Annotated in this window: 20 protein-coding genes and 1 pseudogene; 12 read left to right on the plus strand and 9 right to left on the minus strand. The window is 70.1% G+C overall.

The features are described 5' to 3' along the window. Nucleotides 1–113 precede the first annotated feature (113 nt). The gene (locus LJ657_RS41665; RefSeq protein WP_232654909.1) at nucleotides 114–1,538 is read left to right on the plus strand and encodes an aspartate ammonia-lyase; all 1,425 of its coding nucleotides are present in this window, start codon (nucleotides 114–116) and stop codon (nucleotides 1,536–1,538) included. A gap of 267 nt (nucleotides 1,539–1,805) precedes the next feature. Here LJ657_RS41665 and LJ657_RS41670 read toward each other — a convergent pair whose 3' ends face one another. Together LJ657_RS41670 and LJ657_RS41675 are read right to left on the minus strand one after the other, a co-directional pair. After that, nucleotides 1,806–3,173: a cryptochrome/photolyase family protein gene (locus tag LJ657_RS41670; protein WP_232654910.1), complete on the minus strand. Its 1,368-nt coding sequence runs from the start codon at nucleotides 3,171–3,173 to the stop codon at nucleotides 1,806–1,808. A 16-nt stretch (nucleotides 3,174–3,189) separates the two neighbouring features. Beyond that, a complete protein-coding gene (locus LJ657_RS41675) occupies nucleotides 3,190–4,701 on the minus strand; it encodes an SDR family oxidoreductase (RefSeq protein WP_232654911.1) in 1,512 nt (503 codons plus the stop codon). 515 nt (nucleotides 4,702–5,216) lie between these two features. Here LJ657_RS41675 and LJ657_RS41680 point away from each other — a divergent pair. The 6 genes from LJ657_RS41680 (at nucleotide 5,217) to LJ657_RS41705 (ending at nucleotide 10,057) form a co-directional block, all read left to right on the plus strand. Next, nucleotides 5,217–5,684: a DUF5990 family protein gene (locus tag LJ657_RS41680; protein WP_232654912.1), complete on the plus strand. Its 468-nt coding sequence runs from the start codon at nucleotides 5,217–5,219 to the stop codon at nucleotides 5,682–5,684. Between the two features lie 644 nt (nucleotides 5,685–6,328). Next, complete coding sequence (locus LJ657_RS41685) at nucleotides 6,329–6,532, plus strand: cold-shock protein (RefSeq protein ID WP_048585022.1); 204 nt, start codon at nucleotides 6,329–6,331, stop codon at nucleotides 6,530–6,532. A 240-nt stretch (nucleotides 6,533–6,772) separates the two neighbouring features. Continuing rightward, nucleotides 6,773–8,257, plus strand: coding sequence for a DEAD/DEAH box helicase (locus LJ657_RS41690; RefSeq protein WP_232654913.1), 1,485 nt, complete (start codon nucleotides 6,773–6,775; stop codon nucleotides 8,255–8,257). A gap of 122 nt (nucleotides 8,258–8,379) precedes the next feature. Then, nucleotides 8,380–8,694, plus strand: coding sequence for a hypothetical protein (locus tag LJ657_RS41695; RefSeq protein WP_308117128.1), 315 nt, complete (start codon nucleotides 8,380–8,382; stop codon nucleotides 8,692–8,694). A 48-nt stretch (nucleotides 8,695–8,742) separates the two neighbouring features. Further along, complete coding sequence (locus LJ657_RS41700; protein WP_232654915.1) at nucleotides 8,743–9,054, plus strand: SCO5918 family protein; 312 nt, start codon at nucleotides 8,743–8,745, stop codon at nucleotides 9,052–9,054. A gap of 649 nt (nucleotides 9,055–9,703) precedes the next feature. After that, entirely contained in the window at nucleotides 9,704–10,057 is a 354-nt protein-coding gene (locus LJ657_RS41705) for a MerR family transcriptional regulator (protein ID WP_232654916.1), read from the plus strand. Nucleotides 10,058–10,676: 619 nt separating this feature from the next. Here the strand turns inward: LJ657_RS41705 and LJ657_RS41710 are convergent. Further along, a pseudogene (locus tag LJ657_RS41710) lies at nucleotides 10,677–11,087 on the minus strand (alpha/beta fold hydrolase); the annotation flags it as partial. A 71-nt stretch (nucleotides 11,088–11,158) separates the two neighbouring features. Between LJ657_RS41710 and LJ657_RS41715 the strand changes: the two are divergent. After that, nucleotides 11,159–11,683: an MFS transporter gene (locus LJ657_RS41715; protein WP_232654918.1), complete on the plus strand. Its 525-nt coding sequence runs from the start codon at nucleotides 11,159–11,161 to the stop codon at nucleotides 11,681–11,683. A 133-nt stretch (nucleotides 11,684–11,816) separates the two neighbouring features. After that, a complete protein-coding gene (locus tag LJ657_RS41720; protein ID WP_232654919.1) occupies nucleotides 11,817–12,386 on the plus strand; it encodes a TetR/AcrR family transcriptional regulator in 570 nt (189 codons plus the stop codon). A gap of 24 nt (nucleotides 12,387–12,410) precedes the next feature. Here LJ657_RS41720 and LJ657_RS41725 read toward each other — a convergent pair whose 3' ends face one another. The 6 genes from LJ657_RS41725 to LJ657_RS41755 form a co-directional block, all read right to left on the minus strand. Continuing rightward, a complete protein-coding gene (locus LJ657_RS41725) occupies nucleotides 12,411–12,935 on the minus strand; it encodes a TetR/AcrR family transcriptional regulator (protein WP_232654966.1) in 525 nt (174 codons plus the stop codon). A 697-nt stretch (nucleotides 12,936–13,632) separates the two neighbouring features. Then, nucleotides 13,633–14,220, minus strand: coding sequence for a DinB family protein (locus LJ657_RS41735; protein WP_232654920.1), 588 nt, complete (start codon nucleotides 14,218–14,220; stop codon nucleotides 13,633–13,635). A 90-nt stretch (nucleotides 14,221–14,310) separates the two neighbouring features. Continuing rightward, entirely contained in the window at nucleotides 14,311–14,685 is a 375-nt protein-coding gene (locus tag LJ657_RS41740) for a DUF1330 domain-containing protein (RefSeq protein WP_232654921.1), read from the minus strand. Nucleotides 14,686–14,745: 60 nt separating this feature from the next. Then, entirely contained in the window at nucleotides 14,746–15,447 is a 702-nt protein-coding gene (locus LJ657_RS41745) for an SDR family oxidoreductase (protein WP_232654922.1), read from the minus strand. A gap of 343 nt (nucleotides 15,448–15,790) precedes the next feature. Continuing rightward, nucleotides 15,791–16,375, minus strand: a complete 585-nt coding sequence (locus LJ657_RS41750; protein ID WP_232654923.1) for a TerD family protein — start codon at nucleotides 16,373–16,375, stop codon at nucleotides 15,791–15,793. A 102-nt stretch (nucleotides 16,376–16,477) separates the two neighbouring features. Further along, nucleotides 16,478–17,386, minus strand: coding sequence for a serine/threonine-protein kinase (locus LJ657_RS41755; protein ID WP_232654924.1), 909 nt, complete (start codon nucleotides 17,384–17,386; stop codon nucleotides 16,478–16,480). 124 nt (nucleotides 17,387–17,510) lie between these two features. Here LJ657_RS41755 and LJ657_RS41760 point away from each other — a divergent pair, with 124 nt between their 5' ends. The 3 genes from LJ657_RS41760 to LJ657_RS41770 all read left to right on the plus strand — a co-directional run bounded on the left by LJ657_RS41760 (nucleotide 17,511) and on the right by LJ657_RS41770 (nucleotide 19,698). Then, complete coding sequence (locus tag LJ657_RS41760) at nucleotides 17,511–18,056, plus strand: RNA polymerase sigma factor (protein ID WP_232654925.1); 546 nt, start codon at nucleotides 17,511–17,513, stop codon at nucleotides 18,054–18,056. Nucleotides 18,057–18,118: 62 nt separating this feature from the next. After that, on the plus strand, nucleotides 18,119–18,865 hold the full coding sequence (locus tag LJ657_RS41765) for a hypothetical protein (protein ID WP_232654926.1): 747 nt from the start codon (nucleotides 18,119–18,121) through the stop codon (nucleotides 18,863–18,865). A 137-nt stretch (nucleotides 18,866–19,002) separates the two neighbouring features. Further along, on the plus strand, nucleotides 19,003–19,698 hold the full coding sequence (locus tag LJ657_RS41770; RefSeq protein WP_232654927.1) for a hypothetical protein: 696 nt from the start codon (nucleotides 19,003–19,005) through the stop codon (nucleotides 19,696–19,698). Nucleotides 19,699–19,847 lie beyond the last annotated feature (149 nt).

Raw genomic sequence — 19,847 nt, forward strand, 5'->3', positions numbered from 1 at the left:
ATATTGCGTTCTGCGTGTTGGTCGGTAAGACTGAGGGCGGACGCGGTGGCCTGTCAAGGGGTCGCGCGCCGGTATCCCGGCTTCCGTCGGGTGGCAGTGACGAGGAGCGGCAGATGGTCCAGGCGACCCGCATCGAACACGACCTGGTCGGAGACAAGGAGGTGCCCGCCGACGCCTACTACGGCGTGCACACCGTGCGAGGGGTGGAGAACTTCGCGATCACCGGGTCGACCATCGCCCGGTTCCCCGACCTGATCGCCGCACTGGCCGCGGTCAAGCAGGCTGCCGCCCAGGCCAACCGCGACCTCGGCCTGCTGCCCCCGGACATCGCCGGAGCGATCATCGGCGCATGCGAGGAGATCCGCGCCGGACGGTTCACCGAACAGTTCGTCGTCGACCCCGTCCAGGGCGGGGCCGGCACCTCCACGAACATGAACGCCAACGAGGTCATCGCCAACCGGGCCCTGGAGGTCCTCGGCCACCCCCGCGGCCGCTACGACGTGATCCACCCGATCGACCACGTCAACCTCGGCCAGAGCACCAACGACGTCTACCCCACCGCCGTACGCCTGGCCCTGGTCACGTCAGTGCGCCGGCTCGGAGACTCGCTGGGGGCGCTGGCCACGGCGTTCGCCGAGAAGGCGACGGAGTTCGGCGACGTACTGAAAATGGGCCGCACCCAGCTCCAGGACGCCGTACCCATGACGCTGGGCCAGGAGTTCACCACCTACGCCGTCATGATCGAGGAGGACCGCCAGCGCCTCACCGAGGCCGCCGCCCTGCTGCTGGAGTGCAACCTCGGCGGTACCGCCATCGGCACCGGCATCAACGGCCACCCCGGCTACGCCGAACTCGCCTGCGCGTATCTCGCCGAGTTGAGCGGCGAACCCGTCCGGCCCGCGGGCGACTTCATCGAGGCCACCCAGGACTGCGGTGCCTTCGTCCAGCTGTCCGGCGTCCTCAAGCGCGTCGCCGTGAAACTCTCCAAGACCTGCAACGACCTGCGCCTGACCTCCTCCGGCCCCACCACCGGACTCGGCGAGATCAACCTGCCGCCGGTGCAGGCCGGTTCGTCGATCATGCCCGGCAAGGTCAACCCGGTGATCCCCGAAGTCGTCAACCAGGTCGCCTTCGAGGTCATCGGCAACGACCTGACCGTCACCATGGCCGCCGAAGCCGGACAGCTCCAGCTCAACGCCTTCGAACCCGTCATCGCCTACAGCCTGCTGCGCTCCCTGGCCCATCTGCGCGCCGCCTGCGACACCCTTGCCACCCGCTGCGTCCTTGGCATCACTGCCAACCGCCAACACCTCCACGACAGCGTCCACCGCTCCATCGGGCTGGTCACCGCGCTCGCCCCGCACATCGGTTACACCGCAAGCACCGCCCTCGCCCGCCAGGCCCTGGCCACCGGCCGCACCGTCAGGGATCTCACCGCCGAGGCCGGCCTGCTCAGCGCCGGCCAACTGGACATGCTCCTGCGGCCCGAGACCCTCACCGGTCACTCCGCCCGGCCCTCGACGGCAGCCACTCCGTAGACGAGAATCGAACTCGGGCTCTCAGCTTGGGATGCGACGGCGCCTGGGTGGGCGAATGGCTGCTGACCTGCGCGGATTCGTCGTGTCGCGGCACCGCTGCGCCGGCCTGTCCGCACCGCTGTCGACCGTGGTTGGCCGTTCTTGTGGGCACGCTTTGGGCACGGGGGCCACCATCAGTCGAGCCATACGGCGCGCGGCGTCGCGCATGCGCACATCCGCTCTTCTTGAAGCCCCAGGTCAGCGGCCCGGGGTCAGTTTCTTGTCCCGTCAGTCGGCTCTCCGCCGCTCCCTGAAACGGGCGGCGGCCTCGGCGAGATCCACGAGGGGGGCGGGGTAGTCCAGGCCCGCACGGGCGGCTGCGTCGAGGTGGGGGACGCGGTGGACCGAGGTGGCGTCGAGGTGGCGGAGCTCGGGGAGCCAGCGGCGTACGTACTCCCCGCGTGGGTCGTGCCGGCGTGCCTGGACGAGTGGGTTGAGGAGCCGGTTCGGGCGGGTGTCCGTGCCCGTCCCGGCGACCCATTGCCAGTTGAGCTGGTTGTTCGCCACATCGCCGTCGACGAGGAGGTCCAGGAAGTGGCGGGCTCCCGCCCGCCAGTCCACGTACAGCGTCTTGGTGAGAAAGCTTGCCGCGAGCAGGCGGGCACGGCCCGGCATCCAGCCCTCGTGGCGAAGCTGTCGCAGGGCGGCGTCGACGACGGGGTAGCCCGTGCGGCCGTCCTGCCAGGCTTCGAACTCCTTCGTGGCGTGGCGCCAGCGGTCGTGCCGGGGCCGGTAGTCGTGGCCGGCCGCGTCGGGGCGGCCCGCCAGGACCTGGTGGTGGAAGTCCCGCCAGGCGAGTTGGCGGACGAAGGCCCGCGCACCGGGATCGTCCTGAGCGCGGGCCCGGTGCAGCAGTTCGGTGGGTGAGAGGCAGCCGAAGTGCAGGTAGGGGGAGAGCCGGGAGGTCGCGTCGGCGGCCAGGTCGTCGTGCCGGTCGTCGTATGCGGACAGCGGGCCCGCCAGCCATGACCGCAGCCTGCGGCGGGCCTCGGATTCCCCGCCGGCGGGCCGGCCCGGCGACGCGGAGCCCGACGCGAGGGACCGTGCGCGAGGAAGGCCGGCCGAGCCCACGTCCGGTAGCCGTACGGCGTCCGGTGCCGGCACGACGCCGCGCACGGAGAAGCTCTCCCAGCGGCGGAAGTACGGGGTGAAGACGGCGAAGTGGTCCTTGCCCGCCGGTGTCAGTGCCCCCGGCGGGACGACCGTCAACGAGGCGTCGTGGACCCGTAGTTCGCGTCGGTCGCCGGCCAGCTCCGCGCGCAGCCGGTCCTCGCGCCGTGCCGCGTAGCGGCTCACCCCGCCCGCGATGTGCACCTCGGTCGCCCCGGTCTCCGCCGCCACCCGGCAGGTCTCCTCGACCACGTCGCCGACGCGCACCACCAGCCGGCCACCCCGAGCCCGCAGGGCCGCGTCGAGGTCGGCCAGGCTCTCGGCGAGGAACGCCGCGCGGTTGGGTCCGGCGAAGCCGGTGCGGCGGATGCCGCTGTCGGCGACGAAGAGCGGGACCACCCGTTCCGCGTCCTTCAGGGCGGCCTGGAGGACCGGGTTGTCGTGCACCCGCAGGTCGGCGGTGAACAGGGCGAGCGAGACGCGCACGGTTCCTTGAGCCCCCTCAGCGGATGTGGGCCGGTTCCGGGGTGGCCGATTCGGCCGCGGCGGCGATGTTGCGGGCCATGCCGCCGAAAACCGCGGCGTGGAACGGCGCCACACCCCACCAGTAGGCGTGCCCGGCCAGGCCGTGCGGATGGAACAGGGCCCGCTGCCGGTACACCGTGCGTCCCTGTGGATCCTGGTCGACGGCCAGCTCCAGCCAGGCCAGGCCCGGCAGACGCATCTCCGCGCGCAACCGGAGCAGCCGGCCCGGCTCGATCTCCTCCACCCGCCAGAAGTCCAGGCTGTCGCCGACCCGCAGCCGGGTCGCGTCCCGGCGGCCCCGGCGCAGACCGACACCGCCCACCAGGGTGTCCAGCCGGCCCCGCAGGGACCAGGCGAGCTGCGAGGAGTACCAGCCGTTCTCGCCGCCGATCGCCTCCACCACCCGCCACAGGGCCTGTGGCGACGCCGCGACCGTGCGCTCGCGGTGATCCGTGTAGAGGCTCCCGCCCGCCCAGTGGGGGTCGGTGGGCAGCGGGTCGCTCGGGGCCCGGGGAGCCGAGGCCGACGACCATCTGGTGGCGACGTCCGCCTCCTGCACGCGCCGCAGAGCCAGCCGGATCGCCCGGTCGAGGGTGACCGGTCCCTCCGGAGGGTCAGGCACGTAACGGACGATGTCCCGCTCGGCGCAGACGACCTCGTGCTTCAGCGACTCGACCAGCGGGCGCGCGAGGGCGCCCGGCACCGGGGTGACCAGGCCGACCCAGAGACTGGACAGTCGGGGGGTGAGCAGCGGAACGGGAACGATGACGCGTCTCGGCAGCCCGGCGACGACGGCGTACCGCCGCATCATCTCCTCGTACGTGACGATGTCCGGTCCGCCGATGTCGAAGGCGCGGTTCACGTCGTACGGCAGCCTCGCGCATCCCACGAGGAAGCGCAGCACGTCGCGGACGGCGATGGGCTGGATGCGGGTGCGTACCCAGCTCGGGGTCACCATCACGGGAAGCCGCTCGGTCAGATACCGCAGCATCTCGAACGAGGCCGAACCCGACCCGATGATCACGGCTGCCCGCAGTACGGCGGTCGGCACGCCCGAGGCCAGGAGGATGCGGCCCACTTCGGTGCGGGACCGCAGATGGGGTGACAGTGCGCGCTCGGGTACTCCGGAAGGGCTCAGACCGCCGAGGTAGACGATCCGGCGGATTCCGGCGGCCCGCGCCTGCTCACCGAAGATCCGGGCGGCGCGCCGGTCGGTCTCCTCGAAGCCCCGACCGGTGCCCAGCGCGTGCACCAGGTAGTACGCGACGTCCGTGCCCTCCATGGCCGCACGTACGGCCCCCTCGTCCGTCACGTCCCCGCGCAGGACCTCCGCCCGCCCGGCCCACGGATGGTCCCGCAGCTTGCCGGGCGTGCGGGCCAGGCAGCGCACGGAATGCCCGGCGGCCAGCAGCTCCGGCACCAGCCTGCCGCCCAGGTAACCGGTGGCGCCGGTGACCAGACAGCGCAGCGGCCGGCCGTCGTCGGTCATTCCGATCGCAACCCTGCGTGTCGACGGCGCCTTGTCCGGCGACGCCCGGCGGGCCGGGACGCGGCAAACGGCATGGCTCTCATGTCCTCCCGGACGGTGCCCTCGGATGTGCCTGTGGCTGCTCCTCTGAACCCATGCTTGGGGCCGACAAGGGGCACCGCAACCCGGCCGTGCCCGCCAGCAGCAGCTCGTCCCGGGTAACCCATCACATCGCAACGTGACGCTGACCTGCCCTTTCACATGGATGAGCCGGAGGCGAGTCCAGGGCTGCCGGAAGGCCGGACGTACCGGCGACGGCAATGATCACGCGGCGGATCCGGAACCCGAGCCGGTCTCACGCCGAACAGCGTCGGTGGCCGCGTCACCGGCCTCGGTCTTGGACGCTGTGGGGGCAGAGGTGGTGAGAAGGCACCGTAGAAGGGCCGGGCACTGAGTGACGGTTCACCGCTGTCAGCGCCCACCCCGGTTCGAGGTCGGCCGACCTCGGCGCGGACTCTGGCGGGATGATGGCCGCTATGCGCATACGCATCGACGCCGTCGACCTGCCCGGTCCCAGCCGCCCCGCCCTTGTCGACGGCGAAGTCCCCGCCCACGGCAACCTCCACGTCGCTGTGCAACGCCGCGACCGTCCGGACGAAGTCCTTGAGCCACAGCCCGGCGACGGACCGTCCGCGACGTGGACCCTGGAGTGCACCGCGAGCGCCTCGCCGACCGGCACCGAGGTCAAAGGCCCCTACGTGCAGGACCGTCTGGGCCGACGGTTCATCTATCTGTCGTGGGGCACGGTCGACGAGTCGGGCACCTTCACGATGTTCCGCCGCGCCAAGCTCATGCTCGACGTCATCCCCGCCGACGTACTCGCCGCAGCCGCACGCGGCGGGCTGCTGGTCGGACGCCTCGGCCTGACCGACGCGCAGGGCGGGCCCCTGTGCGCGCGCGTCGAGCCCCCTCACATCACCTGGACCGCCGAACGCGCCGGCTAGGAGCGGTTGCACACCGCCCCTCGGGGGCAACGCTTGTGCGGCGTGCGCCGTCGGTGATCACCGAGGTGAAGCCGGGCGGGACACGGGGATTCTCGTGGCGGCAGGCGCGGCACTGTTCGATGGGGTGGCCGTCCGGGCGGAGCGGCGGCCGGCAGCCCGGCGAAAAGTATCCGACCGGCGAACCGGCCACCCGCCCGGTGGACGACATGGGGATGCCCACACGAGCCGCCGTGGCTGCGGCCGTCGGCGTCGTGCCCCTTCCGGGCCGATGTGACCTTCCTCGCGGAAGGGGGGTCTCGGCAGGGTGGCCGCTTCCCCGCCCGTCAACGACGACGGCGGCGGCACATGACGCATCGACGGAGGTGGGGGCCCTGTGGCCGGAAGCGTTCGACGGGAACGCTTCATCCGCGCGGATCAATATCTGCATCCGCGAAGCCAGAAATAGGCACGGTACACGGCGAGTATTCCTCGATCGCCGACCCGAGCAGAATTACTGACCGAACAGGGTCGCTCGCACCGTGCTAACGTCGTTCTCAGTTGCAGGTGTGGTTGCCAGAAGGTTCATTTCCCGACGGTCCAATCAGCACGGCGACGCAGAATCCGCACAGGGCGGATTCCGACATCGTCTCCGAAGGAGAAATGACATGACTACTGGCACCGTGAAGTGGTTCAACGCAGAAAAGGGCTTCGGCTTCATCGAGCAGGACGGCGGCGGCCCCGACGTCTTCGCCCACTACTCGAACATCGCCGCCCAGGGCTTCCGTGAGCTGCAGGAAGGCCAGAAGGTGTCGTTCGACATCGCGCAGGGCCAGAAGGGCCCCACGGCCGAGAACATCGTTCCCGCCTGACACCGGCAACAACGCATACTTCGTAGCTGGGGCCCGCACCTTGGGGTGCGGGCCCCAGCTCAGTGCATTTCAGGGCGCATGACGGGAAGGCTCCGCCACGTCACCGACCGGGGACGATTCCCCGTCGATCGACTCGACGCCCATCGCCTCCGGCTCGTTCTCGCGATTCTCTGCGCCTTTCATTTTGCTGCGGAAATTCCTTGCTACGTGCCTACGTGCTCACATCGAGGAAGGTTCCGCTTGAACCGCGCACGCACCGCACGCACGACCCGTACCTACGACCGCTCCCGAGGTTCCGCCGCCGAGCGCTCGAGGGCTCCGCGGCGCGGCAATGCCCACGGACGGCGCCCGGCCACACCCCAGGGCGAGTTCGCGCTGCCGGTGACGCTCACGCCGGCGCTGTCCGCCGTCGAGTCGTTCGCCGACCTTGCCCTGCCGGCACCGTTGCTGGCCACGCTCGGCCACGAGGGCGTGAGCGTGCCGTTCCCCATCCAGGGGGCGACGCTGCCGAACTCCCTCGCCGGACGTGACGTGCTCGGCCGCGGCCGTACCGGGTCGGGCAAGACCCTGGCCTTCGGCCTCGCGGTGCTGGCCCGTACGGCGGGTCGGCGCGCAGAGCCACGGCAGCCGCTCGCCCTGGTCCTGGTCCCCACCCGCGAACTCGCCCAGCAGGTGACCGACGCGCTCACCCCGTACGCCCGTTCCGTGAGGCTGCGGCTGGCGACCGTGGTCGGCGGGATGTCCATCGGCAGGCAGGCCGGCGCGCTGCGGGCCGGCGCGGAGGTCGTCGTCGCGACGCCGGGGCGGCTCAAGGACCTCATCGGCCGCGGCGACTGCCGGCTGGACGACGTCGCCATCACCGTCCTCGACGAGGCCGACCAGATGGCCGACATGGGCTTCATGCCGCAGGTCACCGCCCTGCTCGACCAGGTGCGCCCCGAAGGGCAGCGGATGCTCTTCTCCGCCACCCTGGACCGCAACGTCGACCTGCTCGTCCGCCGCTACCTGACCGACCCGGTGGTGCACTCCGTCGACCCCTCCGCGGGAGCGGTCACCACGATGGAACACCACGTGTTCCACGTGCACGAGGCGGACAAGCACCGGACGACCACCGAGATCGCGGCACGAGACGGCCGGGTGATCATGTTCCTGGACACCAAGCACGCCGTCGACCGGCTCACCGAGCACCTGCTGAACAGCGGCGTCCGCGCGGCGTCCCTGCACGGCGGCAAGTCCCAGCCGCAGCGCACGCGGACCCTCGCCCAGTTCAGGACCGGACATGTGACGGTACTGGTGGCGACCAACGTCGCGGCGCGCGGGATCCACGTCGACAACCTCGACCTGGTCGTCAACGTCGATCCGCCCACCGACCACAAGGACTACCTGCACCGCGGCGGCCGTACCGCCCGCGCCGGAGAGTCCGGCAGTGTCGTCACCCTGGTGACTCCCGGCCAGCGCCGCGACATGACCCGGCTGATGACCGCGGCCGGCATCGCCCCCCGGATCACCCCGGTGCGTTCGGGTGAGGCGGAACTGAGCCGCATCACCGGGGCCCAGGCCCCTTCCGGTGTCCCCGTGGTCATCACCGCGCCCGTCGCGGAACGCCCCCGCCGCTCCGCGGCTTCCTCCTCCCGGGGCCGCCGTGATCGCCCTGCCCAGGGGCGCGCCACCGGACGAGCCGGGCGGAACAGGGCGCAGCGGCCCGCCTTCGACTCGGCTGCGTAGAGGCATCGCTTCGCCCCATCCACGTAGAGGCATCGCCAGAAGGCACCCATCCCTCACCCCCCTCCATGGAGGCAGCTTTGACACCGGTTCAGATGCAGCGGCAACCGGCGGTTCGCTTCACCATGAGCGCAGTCGACGACAAGGAAGCGGCCGGACCCCGGGTCCGGGACGACATGACCGTCGAGGTCGCCCTGTCCCTCATGGCCGGTGCCCGTGTCGAGTTCCTGCTCCTGTGCGACGGGGACGATCAGTGCACGGGCGCGGTCACCCGGGCCGAACTCGCCGTTCACCGCAGCAGTTCCGTCTACACGGACCGGCTGCGTCTACGGGACGTCCTCGACGAGCCGTCCGCCTCGCCCGTCCTTCGGCCCGTCACCGGCGGGGCACGCGGCCGGGCACACGGCCGGGCCGCGGGCGTCCTCGCCCTCTCCCACTGATCCGGCTCACCCCGCCCAGCCCGTTCTCCTTCTCCCTGTGAGGGCATCATGCGCTGTGTCATCGCCCGGTACCCGTTCGACCTGAGCAAGAGCGGAGTGCTGGCCTCGATGAAGGGCCTCGCGCCCGAGATCGTGACGGGTGAGTCCGTGACGATCGGCCGCCGCCGCTACCCCGTCAAGCAGGTGGGCGAGGTCGTCACCCGACAGGACCGCCGCGACTTCACCGGCAGCGAAGTCATCCGGGCCATGACCCGCCTCGGCTTCACCTGCCATGCCCGCCCCGACGCCGCGCCCGTGCGGGTCTCCGCTCCGCTCCAGACCTCGTCGGCGCTGCTCGGCGCCGCCTGCCTGGACGGATGAGGACGGGCGGCAAAACCGCCATTCGGATTCCGATGAGGGCCCTGCCGACACACGTCGGCAGGGCCCTCATCGCCGTCCCGCCGCCCGCGACCCGCTGCCGCTGCCGCTGCCGCTGCCCGCGAACGGACCGGGCCACTGAGGCCCGCGCCACCTGACGGCCTTGCCCGGGAGGCCTAGCCGCGATACCGCCGCCCACGACGACTGCGTCACCCGTCGTTGCAGGTCACAGGCTATCTGTTCCCTCAGGCAGGTGAAATCTACTCTTGTCAGAGTAGACATTGGGCTCTGACCCAGTTAGCCTTTTCCTCGTCGACACAGGTCAAGCGAGACCCGGCAGACACGAACTGGCGGGTTGCAGTACATGAAGTTCGCAAAGCAGTGCAGTTCTGGTTCAAAGCAAGGACGGAGGACGCAGACGCCATCGGATCGCCCGGCCCGAGACGCACTCGGCCGGGTACCGCAAGACCCCGGATTGGAAGGTGGTCCCCGGTCACGCAGCCGCGATCCCCGCACCCCCCTTCTGCAGGGCTGGTAGCGGAAAACAGAAGGTCGGCAGAGCATTAGGGCCGACGGATGGTGTTGAATTTCCTTCGGGGCCCTGGTGCCGTACGGCACCAGGGCCCCTCGACGCGTTGCACAACGAGGTGACATGACAGCAGACAACCCCCTCAGTGATCGTCTGGACGACGATGACTACCCCGCATACACCATGGGTCGGGCCGCCGAGATGCTCGGCGCCACCCCGGCTTTCCTCCGAGCCCTCGGTGAGGCTCGTCTGATCACTCCGCTCCGCTCGGAGGGCGGACACCGCCGGTACTCCCGCTACCAGCTGCGGATCGCTGCGCGCGCCCGCGAGCTCGTGGACAAGGGCACCCCGATCGAGGCCGCGTGCCGCATCGTCATCCTCGAGGACCAGCTCGAGGAAGCTCAGCGCATCAACGCCGAGTACCGCCGGCGTGCCGAGCAAGAAGCGCCCGACGCTCCCCTTCCCGCTTCCGGCTGATCACGCGGGCGTGGCCCGGTCGGCTCGCACATGCGCGACGCCCGGCCGGCCGTGAGCGCCCGCCTGGGGCAGCAGACCGTGTCCCCCCGGTCAGCCTCCCGGCTGCGGGCGGCGGCGCCTGCGCGGTCTGCCCCTCACCATGATCTCGCCCGGGTGGGACTCGGTGCCGCCCGGAGCCGGGGCGGGATCACGCCCGGCGATACGGCGTCCACCCGCACGCGCGTCGGACCGAAGTCCGCGGCGCATCACGAGCGGGGTTCCGAGACCATCGCCAGTCGACAACTCCGCCGCGCCGGGGCCCATGCACTCGATCAGGTACGCCCGCCAACCGGCGGTCCGGCCCGACCTCGATATGCGCGGTCGCGACGGCGCCACTCGGTCGCCCTGCGGGCCGGCGCTCCCTGAGTCCGGAGGGGCTCCCCGGACGTAGCGATCTCCGGCCGACTGCGAAACTCAGAGCGGCTGCCCGCGCCACGCCACCGGCGGTGCGGCCCGGCACGCCGCTCTCACCGAGTGGTGCCGCGGCCGGGCAGCCGTCTGCGGATCGAGCATGACGGTCATCATGGGCGTCGGCCTGCCGTACGGCAGCGGGCTCGGCAGCGTCGGCCACGGCCGCGTGTCAGGCCACCGCGTTCAGCAGGTCGGCCGGCACATCGGGGCGCTCAAGGGCGATGAAGTGGCCTGCCCCGGGGACCAGTGTGAAGTCGGCGGCCGGAAGCAGCTGCCTGTTGGCTTCCCGGTCCGAGGGGCGGGACCAGTCCTTTTCGCCGTAGACGAGGTGGACGGGCGCCTTGATCTCGGGGTAGCGCGGGCGGGCTGCGATGAGGCTGGGCAGGGCCTGGTACACGGCCCGCGCGACGGTCGGGTAGCCGGGGCGGCTGCCCACCTGGAGGAGTTCGTCCAGGTAGTCCTCGCGCAGCGCGCTCTTGTCGCCGAGGCCCCCCTGAAGGATCGTACGGAGGGCCGGCTTGGGCTCCACCCCGGCGATCACCGGGCCCACTCCGGGCGCGAGAACACCGCTGACCACCACGCTTCCTGACCTACTACCTGGAGGCCAGCATCGGTTACTCGCCGATCGAGGCCGGTCTGTCGTTCCTGCCGATGGTCGGGGGCATCGTCGCCTCGTCGACCACGGTGCCTTCACTGCTGCTGCCCAGGGTCGGCCCGAAGGTCGTGGTCAGCGCCGGCTTCCTGGTCTCCGCGTCCGGTATGGCCCTGCTGACCCGGCTCACCCTGGACAGCGGCTACGTCGCCGACATCATGCCGGGCATGATCCTGCTGGGCCTCGGCATCGGTGCGGTGATGACCACCGCGTTCCAGGGGGCCACCGCAGGCGTGCACCACGAGGACGCGGGCGTCGCCTCGGCGCTGATCAACACCAGCCAGCAGGTGGGCGGCTCGATCAGTACGGCACTGCTGACCACCGTTGCCTCATCGGCCGCGACCGACTACCTGTCCTCGCACAAGCCGGGCGCACTGACCATGGCCCAGGCCGGGGTCGAGAGCTACACGGCCACCCTGGCGTGGGGCGCCGGGATCTTCGTGGTCGGTGCGGCGCTCACGGCGTTCCTGATGCCGAATTCAGCTCTGGCGCCCTCGGAGGGCGAGCCTGTGATCGCCCACTGAGCCTGAATCCGCCGTGGCGAGAAATGCCGGGCGGCACCGAGCGCGGCAAGGACGAAGAGCGCACCGCTTCCTCGCAGCGCGCATCGTAAACCGATCGGTTTCCAATCGGTCGGAATCGAGTTAACCTCGCCATATGACCACCGAAGCAATGGCAAGCTCCCGAGAGCGACTGCTGGAGGCAGCGGCCACGCTCACCTACCGAGACGGCGTCAACATCGGCGTCGACACGCTGTGCAAGGCGGCGGGGGTGTCCAAGCGCTCCATGTACAAGCTGTTCGAGAGCAAAGGCGAACTGCTGGCGGCGAGCCTGGAGGAACGCGCCTCCGCCTACGTGACGGCACTCCTGCCCGCGGCGGACGACAACCGTCCGCCCCGTGAGCGGATCCTGCACGTCTTCGAACAGGCGGAGGCGCAGGCGGGTGCGCCCGACTTCCAGGGCTGCCGGTACCTCGTCGTACAGATCGAGCTCAAGGATCCGAGCCACTCCGCGAGCCGGGTGGCCCGCCGGGTCAAGGAGAACCTGACGGCCTACTTCCGCGCCGAGGCGGAACAGGGCGGGGCGAGCGACCCGGACCTGCTGGCCCGGCAGCTGATCCTGGTCTTCGACGGCGCCAGCGCCCGTGCGGGGATCAAAGCCGACACGCAGGGCGGACTCGTCGCCCCCACGGTGGCCGCCATGCTCGACGCGGCGGACATGCGCTGACGCACCCCGGTCCGCAACGCCCCCTCACCTCCCGGCGTTCACGGGAAGCCCGATGGCCGTGAGCATGTTGCCGAGCATGCCACAGGCGAAGAAGCCTGCGGTCCGCTCGGCATCAGCGCCCAGCGACAGGTGCACGGTTTCCCAGATACTCATCCAGCCGGCCCGGACGACCTCACCGATCACGTCGTCCCCCTGCGCCTCGGCGGCCGCCACGGTGACGTATCCCTGCATCTGCATCAGGAGCGTTTCGGGGCACGTCGAGATCAGCTGCGCATAGGCGTCCGCCATCACCTGCCCGGCGCGCTCGCCTCCCCCCACCCCGTCGGCCGCCCTCTCGAAAGCCAGGCGAGTGTCTTCCGCGCTCCGCGTCAGGGCGGCGAGAAAGATCGCCTTCTTGTCCGGGAAGAGCCGGAAGAGATACGGCTGCTTGACGCCGACCCGGTCGGCGATCGCCGCGGTGGTGGTGCCGCGGTAGCCGGCGATCGCGAACTCGGCGATCGCCGCGCGAATGACGCTCTCTCGCCGCTCCTGCGCACTGACTCCGCCCATGGCCGCATCCCCTGCTTGAACCTGCACCGGTAAACCGATCGGTTTACTGTAACGGAAACCGATCGGTTTCGAATCGGAGTGGGAGTCCAGGATGACGACGGATCGGCCGGTGGCACTCGTGACGGGTGCGTCCTCCGCCATCGGGAGGGAAACCGCGCTCGCCCTCGTCGCAGCGGGTTTCCAAGTGGCCGCAACAGGCCGCGACATTTCACACCTCACCCCGCTCGGGGGTGTGACGCTCACGCGATCGAGGGTTACACCGAGTCCCTGGACCACGAGGTCCGTGACCACGGTATCCGGGCGCTCATCGTCGAACCCGCTTACACCAGGACCGGGTTCGAGGCCAACAGCGCGAAACCCGGCACCTCCCTGCACGTGTACGCGCGCGGCAGACCGTCGGCCGGGTGATGGCGGAGGCGGTCAGGGGCGGCGACGCCCCCGCTGTCGTCGCCAAGGCGATCGTGGCGGCCGCGACCGGCCCGAAGCCGAGGCCGCGCCACACAGCCGGCCCTGTGGCCGGACGCGCACGCGTCCTGCGCCGCCTCGCTCCCGCGCCGCGGTCTTCGACAAGCAGATCCGCAAGATGAACCAGCTGGCCGCCTGACCCGCAGGCGCTGCCCGGGGCCGCACCCACGAAGCCACCCCCAACTGGCGTGGCGGCTGAGCCAGATGAAACCGGCGACCGAGAGTCAAACGCTCACCAAGCCCTGACCGGTGCGGCCGCCCTGGCGGCCTGCTCGATCTTCGCGCAGTGGGCTGCACGGGCTTCCTCGTCGATCTGCGTCTCGTGTTCGGCGCGCACCCCGGTCCGGCCGTCGAGGCCCTCGCGCAGGATGTCGGCGTGCCCGGCATGCCGGATGGACTCGCCGAGGACATGGACGATGATGGCGAACAGGTTCGTGTTGAGATAAGGCTCCGGCCACCACGGCACGTGGCCGGGGGCGTCGAGGGGAAGCGCGGTGATCGTCGCGTCCGAGTGTTCCCACGTGCGCCGGTAGAACCCGACGATCTGATCGCGGGTCTCGTCCTCGGCCGCCCACAGATCGCTGCCGTCGGAGTCCTGCCACCGGGGCAGCGGTTCCGGGGAAGGCCGGTCGAAGACTTCGCCGAAGTACCTGGCCTCGACGGTGGCCACGTGTTTGACCAGGCCGAGGAGGTTGGTCCCGGTTGCGGTCAAAGGTCGGCGGGCGTCGTATTCGGACAAGCCGTCGAGTTTCCAGAGCAGCGCCTCGCGGTCCCGCCGCAGTCTCCCGTGCAGGTTGGCTTTCGCGAAATCATCGATCATGCGGCATGAGCCTGCCATGGGCTGCTCGTGGTCTCAAGATCCCGACATCCACCAATATTCCAGTGGGACTTCACCATTCGCGTTGGAGCGCTAAGGCTTGAGCACCGCCAGTACGTCGTCGAGCGAGACGTCGGCGGGGTCACTCATATCGGAGCCATCGAACGTCTGCCAGATGTAGGACGCCGTCCCGCTCTCCCGCAGCGGATGCAGGTCGGCCAATTCCGGATCGTCCCGGAATTTGTTGAAGGCCTCCTCGGACTCCCATTCCACGAGGAACAGAACCTGCCGTGGCGCGAGATCACCGGCCACGTTGTCCCGGAAGCGACCAAACGCCACCATTCGACCACCATACTGCGGAGCCGCTTCGGGCAAGCGACTGAAATACGCAAGGTATTTTTCCAGATCGACCACGTCAAACATGTTCAGGGCGTAAAACTTCTTCCTCACCTGCGAATTCGCGCTCATTGCCAATACCCTTTCCGGTCTCAGGAAACTGGTGTTCGTTGCTCCGGGGCCCGCGCAGGTCTACTTGGCGAGCTGGGGGTACAGCCCTGCCAGTTCGCCGGCCAGGCCCGCCTTGACCTGCCGGGAGATGTCGTCGGCGAGCACCTCGTACGCACCGGTCTCGACGCCGTCGAGGGCGAGTGCGGCGACGTCGCGCGGGTCGGACTTGGGTGCGTCGACGCCGGCCGCGAGGTCCGTGTCGACGTAGCCGACATGCAGCCCGGTCACCCCGATGCCACGCGGCTGGAGTTCGAGGCGCAGGGAGTTGGTCTGCGACCACAGGGCGGCCTTGGAGGCGCTGTAGGAGCCGCCGAGTGCGATCCAGGACAGCACGGAGTGCACGTTGAGGAGGTGGCCGCCGCCGTTGCGCTCGATCACCGGCACGAAGGCGCGGGCCACGAGGAGCGGGCCGTAGAAGTTGGTCTCGAACTCCCGGCGTACGTCGTCGATCGGGGAGTCGAGGAAGGACGCGCCGACCGATGCCCCGGCGTTGTTGACCAGCACGGTGACGTCCTGCGCCTGTGCGGCGGCGGCCGCCACGGAGGCCGGGTCGGTGACCTCCAGCGCCACCGGGACCGCGTCCGGGTGCGTCACGCCGCGCGGGTCGCGGGCCGTGGCGTAGACCTTGCCGGCACCGCGCGCGTACAGCTCTTCCACCAGGGCCTTGCCGATGCCGCGGCTGCCTCCGGTGACGAAGACGTTCGCGCCCTTCAAAACAGTCATGACTCTCCCCTGAGAACGAAAAACCGATCGGTTTCCAGAAGGGTAAACCGATCGGTTTTCCAACGCAAGCGCAAGTGTCATGGGGCGGGGAGCTCTCGGGAGCCTGGTCGTCGGTGGAGGCCTGGGCGTCGCAGACCGCGGGCTGGGTGCCGACCGGGGGACGCGAAGCGCTGTGCGATCCACAACGGCACCACTCCGGCGTGGGCCTGACCCGCACCGCCGAACCGCCAACCCCCCGGGCGTGCGAGCGAACTCGGCTGCCTGCCACATCCCCCCGGTGCGCAGGCGCCCACGCCCTGCCGCCCCCTCGGCAGCCTCAGACGCTCCGGACCTCAGCGACGTCCTACTTGCTGACAGCAAAACGCATCAAGGCATGCTCGTCGCCCTGCTTGATCCTGCCCGTCGTGTTGATCACCTCCAGCTTCCAACTGCCGCCGACCCGCACCGCCTTGGCCACGGCACAGCCGTTGTCCTGGGTGAGCATGCTCGGCCAGATGTCCGCAACCTGCTGCGAGCTGCCCCCGGTCGCGTCGTAGACCTTGAAGCTGATGTTGCGCGCCTTCTGGAACGAACTGCCCTTCTTGTACGCGGCGGCTACGAACACGATCGACGTGATGTTGGGTGGTATCCGGGCGAACTCGACGGTCACCGTCTCGTCGTCGCCGTCCCCGTGGCCGGTCTGGTTGTCACCGCTGTGCACCAACGAGCCGTTGCCCATCGGGTCGAGCGAGTCGAGACCGGCAAGGCGCACCGGGTCTCCGCCCTGGAGCGCGACGGCGATCAGGTCGAGGTCGGTGCCGGTCTTGCGGCGCAGCTTGCCCAGGACCCCGCCGCTGCTACCGGCGGTGGGATCCCAGGAAACGCCGATGGACAGGTGGGTCACTCCGTCCAGGTCCGCCGGGCCGTCTTCTTTGGTAAGCGTGATCATGTGTGGCACATCCTCGTGTCGAATGGACTACAACACGCAGAGTGTGCCCGGCACCTTCGCGGTTCCATGTGACGGGTCCGACCGAACCAGGACACCGCAGGTTCAGCGGAACAACCAGGTCAGTACCGCTGTCACCAGGAACACGACGACCGCCGCAAGCCAGACCGCCAGACGCGTCGGCCCCGAGGACCTGACCGACGCCCACTCCTCTTCCTCCCGCGACAGCAGCGCATCCGCGAACGCCCGGGCGGTCTGCGGTCGTTCGTCAGGTTCCACGGACAGCGCCGCACGAAGCAGTGTTTCGATGCCGTCCGGAACCCCCAGCTCCCTGGGAAGGGCCGGCGACGACGACGTCGACGCCTGCCGCGCCACAGGGACGGTGCGACCTCCCGACCCGAACGGCTTGCGCCCGGTCAGCAACTCGAAGGCGACGACACCGAGGGCGTACACATCGGCTCGACCGTCGAACCCGCCGGTCTGGAAGGCCTGTTCGGGCGCCATGTACGCGGGAGTGCCGGTGGTCACGGTCAGCCCCGACGCATCGGCCAGTTGCTTCGCGCTGCCGAGGTCCGCGACAAGTACGGCGGCGGGCGTGCGGCCGGCGTCGAGCAGGAGGTTCGACGGCTTGATGTCGCGGTGGATGACGCCCGCGTCATGGAGCACCTGAACCGCGTACCCGGCCTCGGCCGCGAGCCGGAGCGCCTCCGCGGGCCGGCAGTGCCCGGTCTGCTCGGCCAGCGTGCCGCCTCGGACGTAGTCCATGACGAAGTACGGCCGGTCGTCCTGGACGCCCACGTCGTGAACGCGCACGACACGGGGGCTGGAGATCCTGCGGAGCAGCCTCGCCTCCGCCAGGAAGCGCTGCCGTACATCGGCGTTCGACGCCCAGTTGTCGGCCAGCACCTTGACCGCGACATCGGTGTCGAGTTCGGGGTCGTATGCCTTCCAGACGGTGGCGAACGAACCGGCTCCCAGCCTGTCCTCGAGGAGATAACGACCTAGCTTCTGCATGTGGCAACATTTTTCTCGGGGCGATGGGGCGGAGGCGGAAGCGGCTGACCGTGGTCGGCTGTGGTCGGGAACCTCCGTGCGACCCAGTGGGGTCCGGATCTGACGATAGCGGGGGGACAGCAGCGTGCTCGAGGAGGATGAGCTGACGCACCTGGTGGCGTCTGCCCAGGCAGGTGACCGGGCGTCCTTGGACCGCCTCCTCACCAGGCTCCGGCCCACCGTCATGCGCCGCTGCTCCCGGTTTCTTCCGCACCACGCCGACGCCGAAGAGGCCGCGCAGGACGCTCTGTTGTCCATCAGCACGCATCTGCACGAGTACAGCGGGCGGGGCTCGTTCCTCGGTTGGGTGACAGTGATCGCGTCGAACGCCGCCAGGGCCACGTATCGCTCGATGCGCCGCCGTGCGGAGGACAGTCATGCGGTCGTTCCCGACGGTGTCGACCCCCGGACGACGAGCGTCATCGCGGGGACCCGCCTGGACCTGATGGAGTCGCTGGCGGCACTGGAGGAGCGGCACCCGGCCCTGGTGGAGTCCTTTGTGCTCCGCGATCTCGGCGACCTGACCTATCTTCAGGTGGCCGAGATCACCGACGCTCCTCTGGGCACGGTCAAGGACCGCATCCATCAGGCTCGTCGCTTCATGCGGGACCGCCTCGGCGGTGCCTTCTGAGACGCCCCGGCTTCCCGCTCCCCCTTCGCTCTCAGCTCGATCGCGGGCCGGGAGGTGCTGCCGTGCGGCCTCGGACGATCGTCGTCATCCTGGCGGTAGCCGTCGGACTCGGCCTGTTGACCGGCCGGTTCGTGCTGCCCGCTCCCGCTGCTCGGGCCACCCCGACGGTGACGCCGGGCGCTGCGGCGTCCCCGCCGGGCAGCGGCTCTCCGGCTCCGAGGCCCGCGAGCGGACCCATGACGAACCGGCACCTGCTGACAGCGGCCGAGTTCACGAAGGTCGGTCTCTCCAAGCGCATATACGTGCGGGACCGCGTCGGAGACGGCAACTACGCCAACGCGACCTGCACCGGCGAGAAGACCCTCGGCGAGACCCTGGGAGCGTACGACGCACACTTCCGCGGCCTGGTGACGACCAAGGACAGGGGCAGCGGCGACTCCACCGAGGCGGCGAACATCGGCGATCAGGTCGCACGCGAAGTCGCCGGCGACGCCGGAAGCCGGGCACTGGCTCAGAACTACGCCGAGCGCCTGCTGTTGGAGGAGGTGCCGTGCCAGAGCGAACCGGCCACGCACTGGGTCTACGGGCCGACGCACACGATCGACGTCGCTGGGGACATCACCGCGAGTTGGATGGGTGTCTACAGCGGCGATCTGAACACCACAGGGACCGCTCCACGGGGCAAGGAGCCGTGCGGAGGCGTCGCCGTACTCCGCAACGGCTCTCACTACGGGATCCTGGAGGTCGATGCCTGCCTGGGCTCGGCTGCGATGACGCGGATCGTCCGTGCGGCCGTGACACGGCTCTGAGACCACCCCAGGCCCACCGGCAGACGTGACGTGGATCACATCGACCGCGGCAGATCGCCATCCAACATCTCCCGTACCTCCGGCATCTCCCAGACGTATGACGACGCCAACCGCGTCGCGACCAGACAGGAGATGAGATGTTCGACAACCAGGCAGCCCACAGGAAGTTCGCGCCTCGCGGTCGCACCGCAGGAGCAGCCGCCTCCCTCGGTGCCGCACTGATAGCGATCGGCATCGGCGCGTTTCCCGCCGCCGGCGCGGACACGACTTCCGCGAGCCGGTCGGCGACCGCGTCTGCCGCCGCTCCTGCCGCACCCGGCCTCGGCTCCGCCGGCCTGATGCAGAGTGACGACTTCTTCCAGCAGGGCCTGGCCCCGGTCCGCGCGACGGTGGACCTGACCGGGAAGCAGGCTCTCTCGGCGTGCTCCGGCGAGGAGACGATGCGAGAGCTGACCAAGGGCAAGGCCGCCGCCTACGCCGACGTGACCTGGACCTTCGACACCAAGGGCACCTTGCTGACCGAATCCGCCGCGGACGGCTCCACCGACACATCGGCGGCGTCGTACGAGAAGCAGCTCGACAAGCTGGTGCGCGGCTGCCAGGACGAGCCTCGTGGTCACTGGTACTACGGCAAGGGGCACGCGATCACCGTCAAGGCCGGCGGGGGCAGTTGGTACCCGGCCTTCAACGGCGACGGCAAGGTCGCCGGCGGCGTCGCGGTGATCCGCAGCGGCCACAGGTTCGGCATCGTCGAACTCACCGGTCAGCCCAGCGACGACCCCGGCTACATGGAAGGCATCGCCGCCGCTGCCGTCAACCGGCTGGCCGACTGATCCGGTCCCGGTCGGTTCCGGGAGCTGTTCGGGCGGGTGCTGTGGTCGCGGGCCGCCGGAGCCGTGTTCCGAGTCAACCTCCAGTGGCCCTCCGCTGTCCGTTCCACGACGGCCGACGCGGGCGTGGCGGCCGGCGGCTCGCCGTCCAC

Origin of the sequence: Streptomyces guryensis (assembly GCF_021261325.1) — a bacterium.
Taxonomy (GTDB): domain Bacteria; phylum Actinomycetota; class Actinomycetes; order Streptomycetales; family Streptomycetaceae; genus Streptomyces; species Streptomyces guryensis.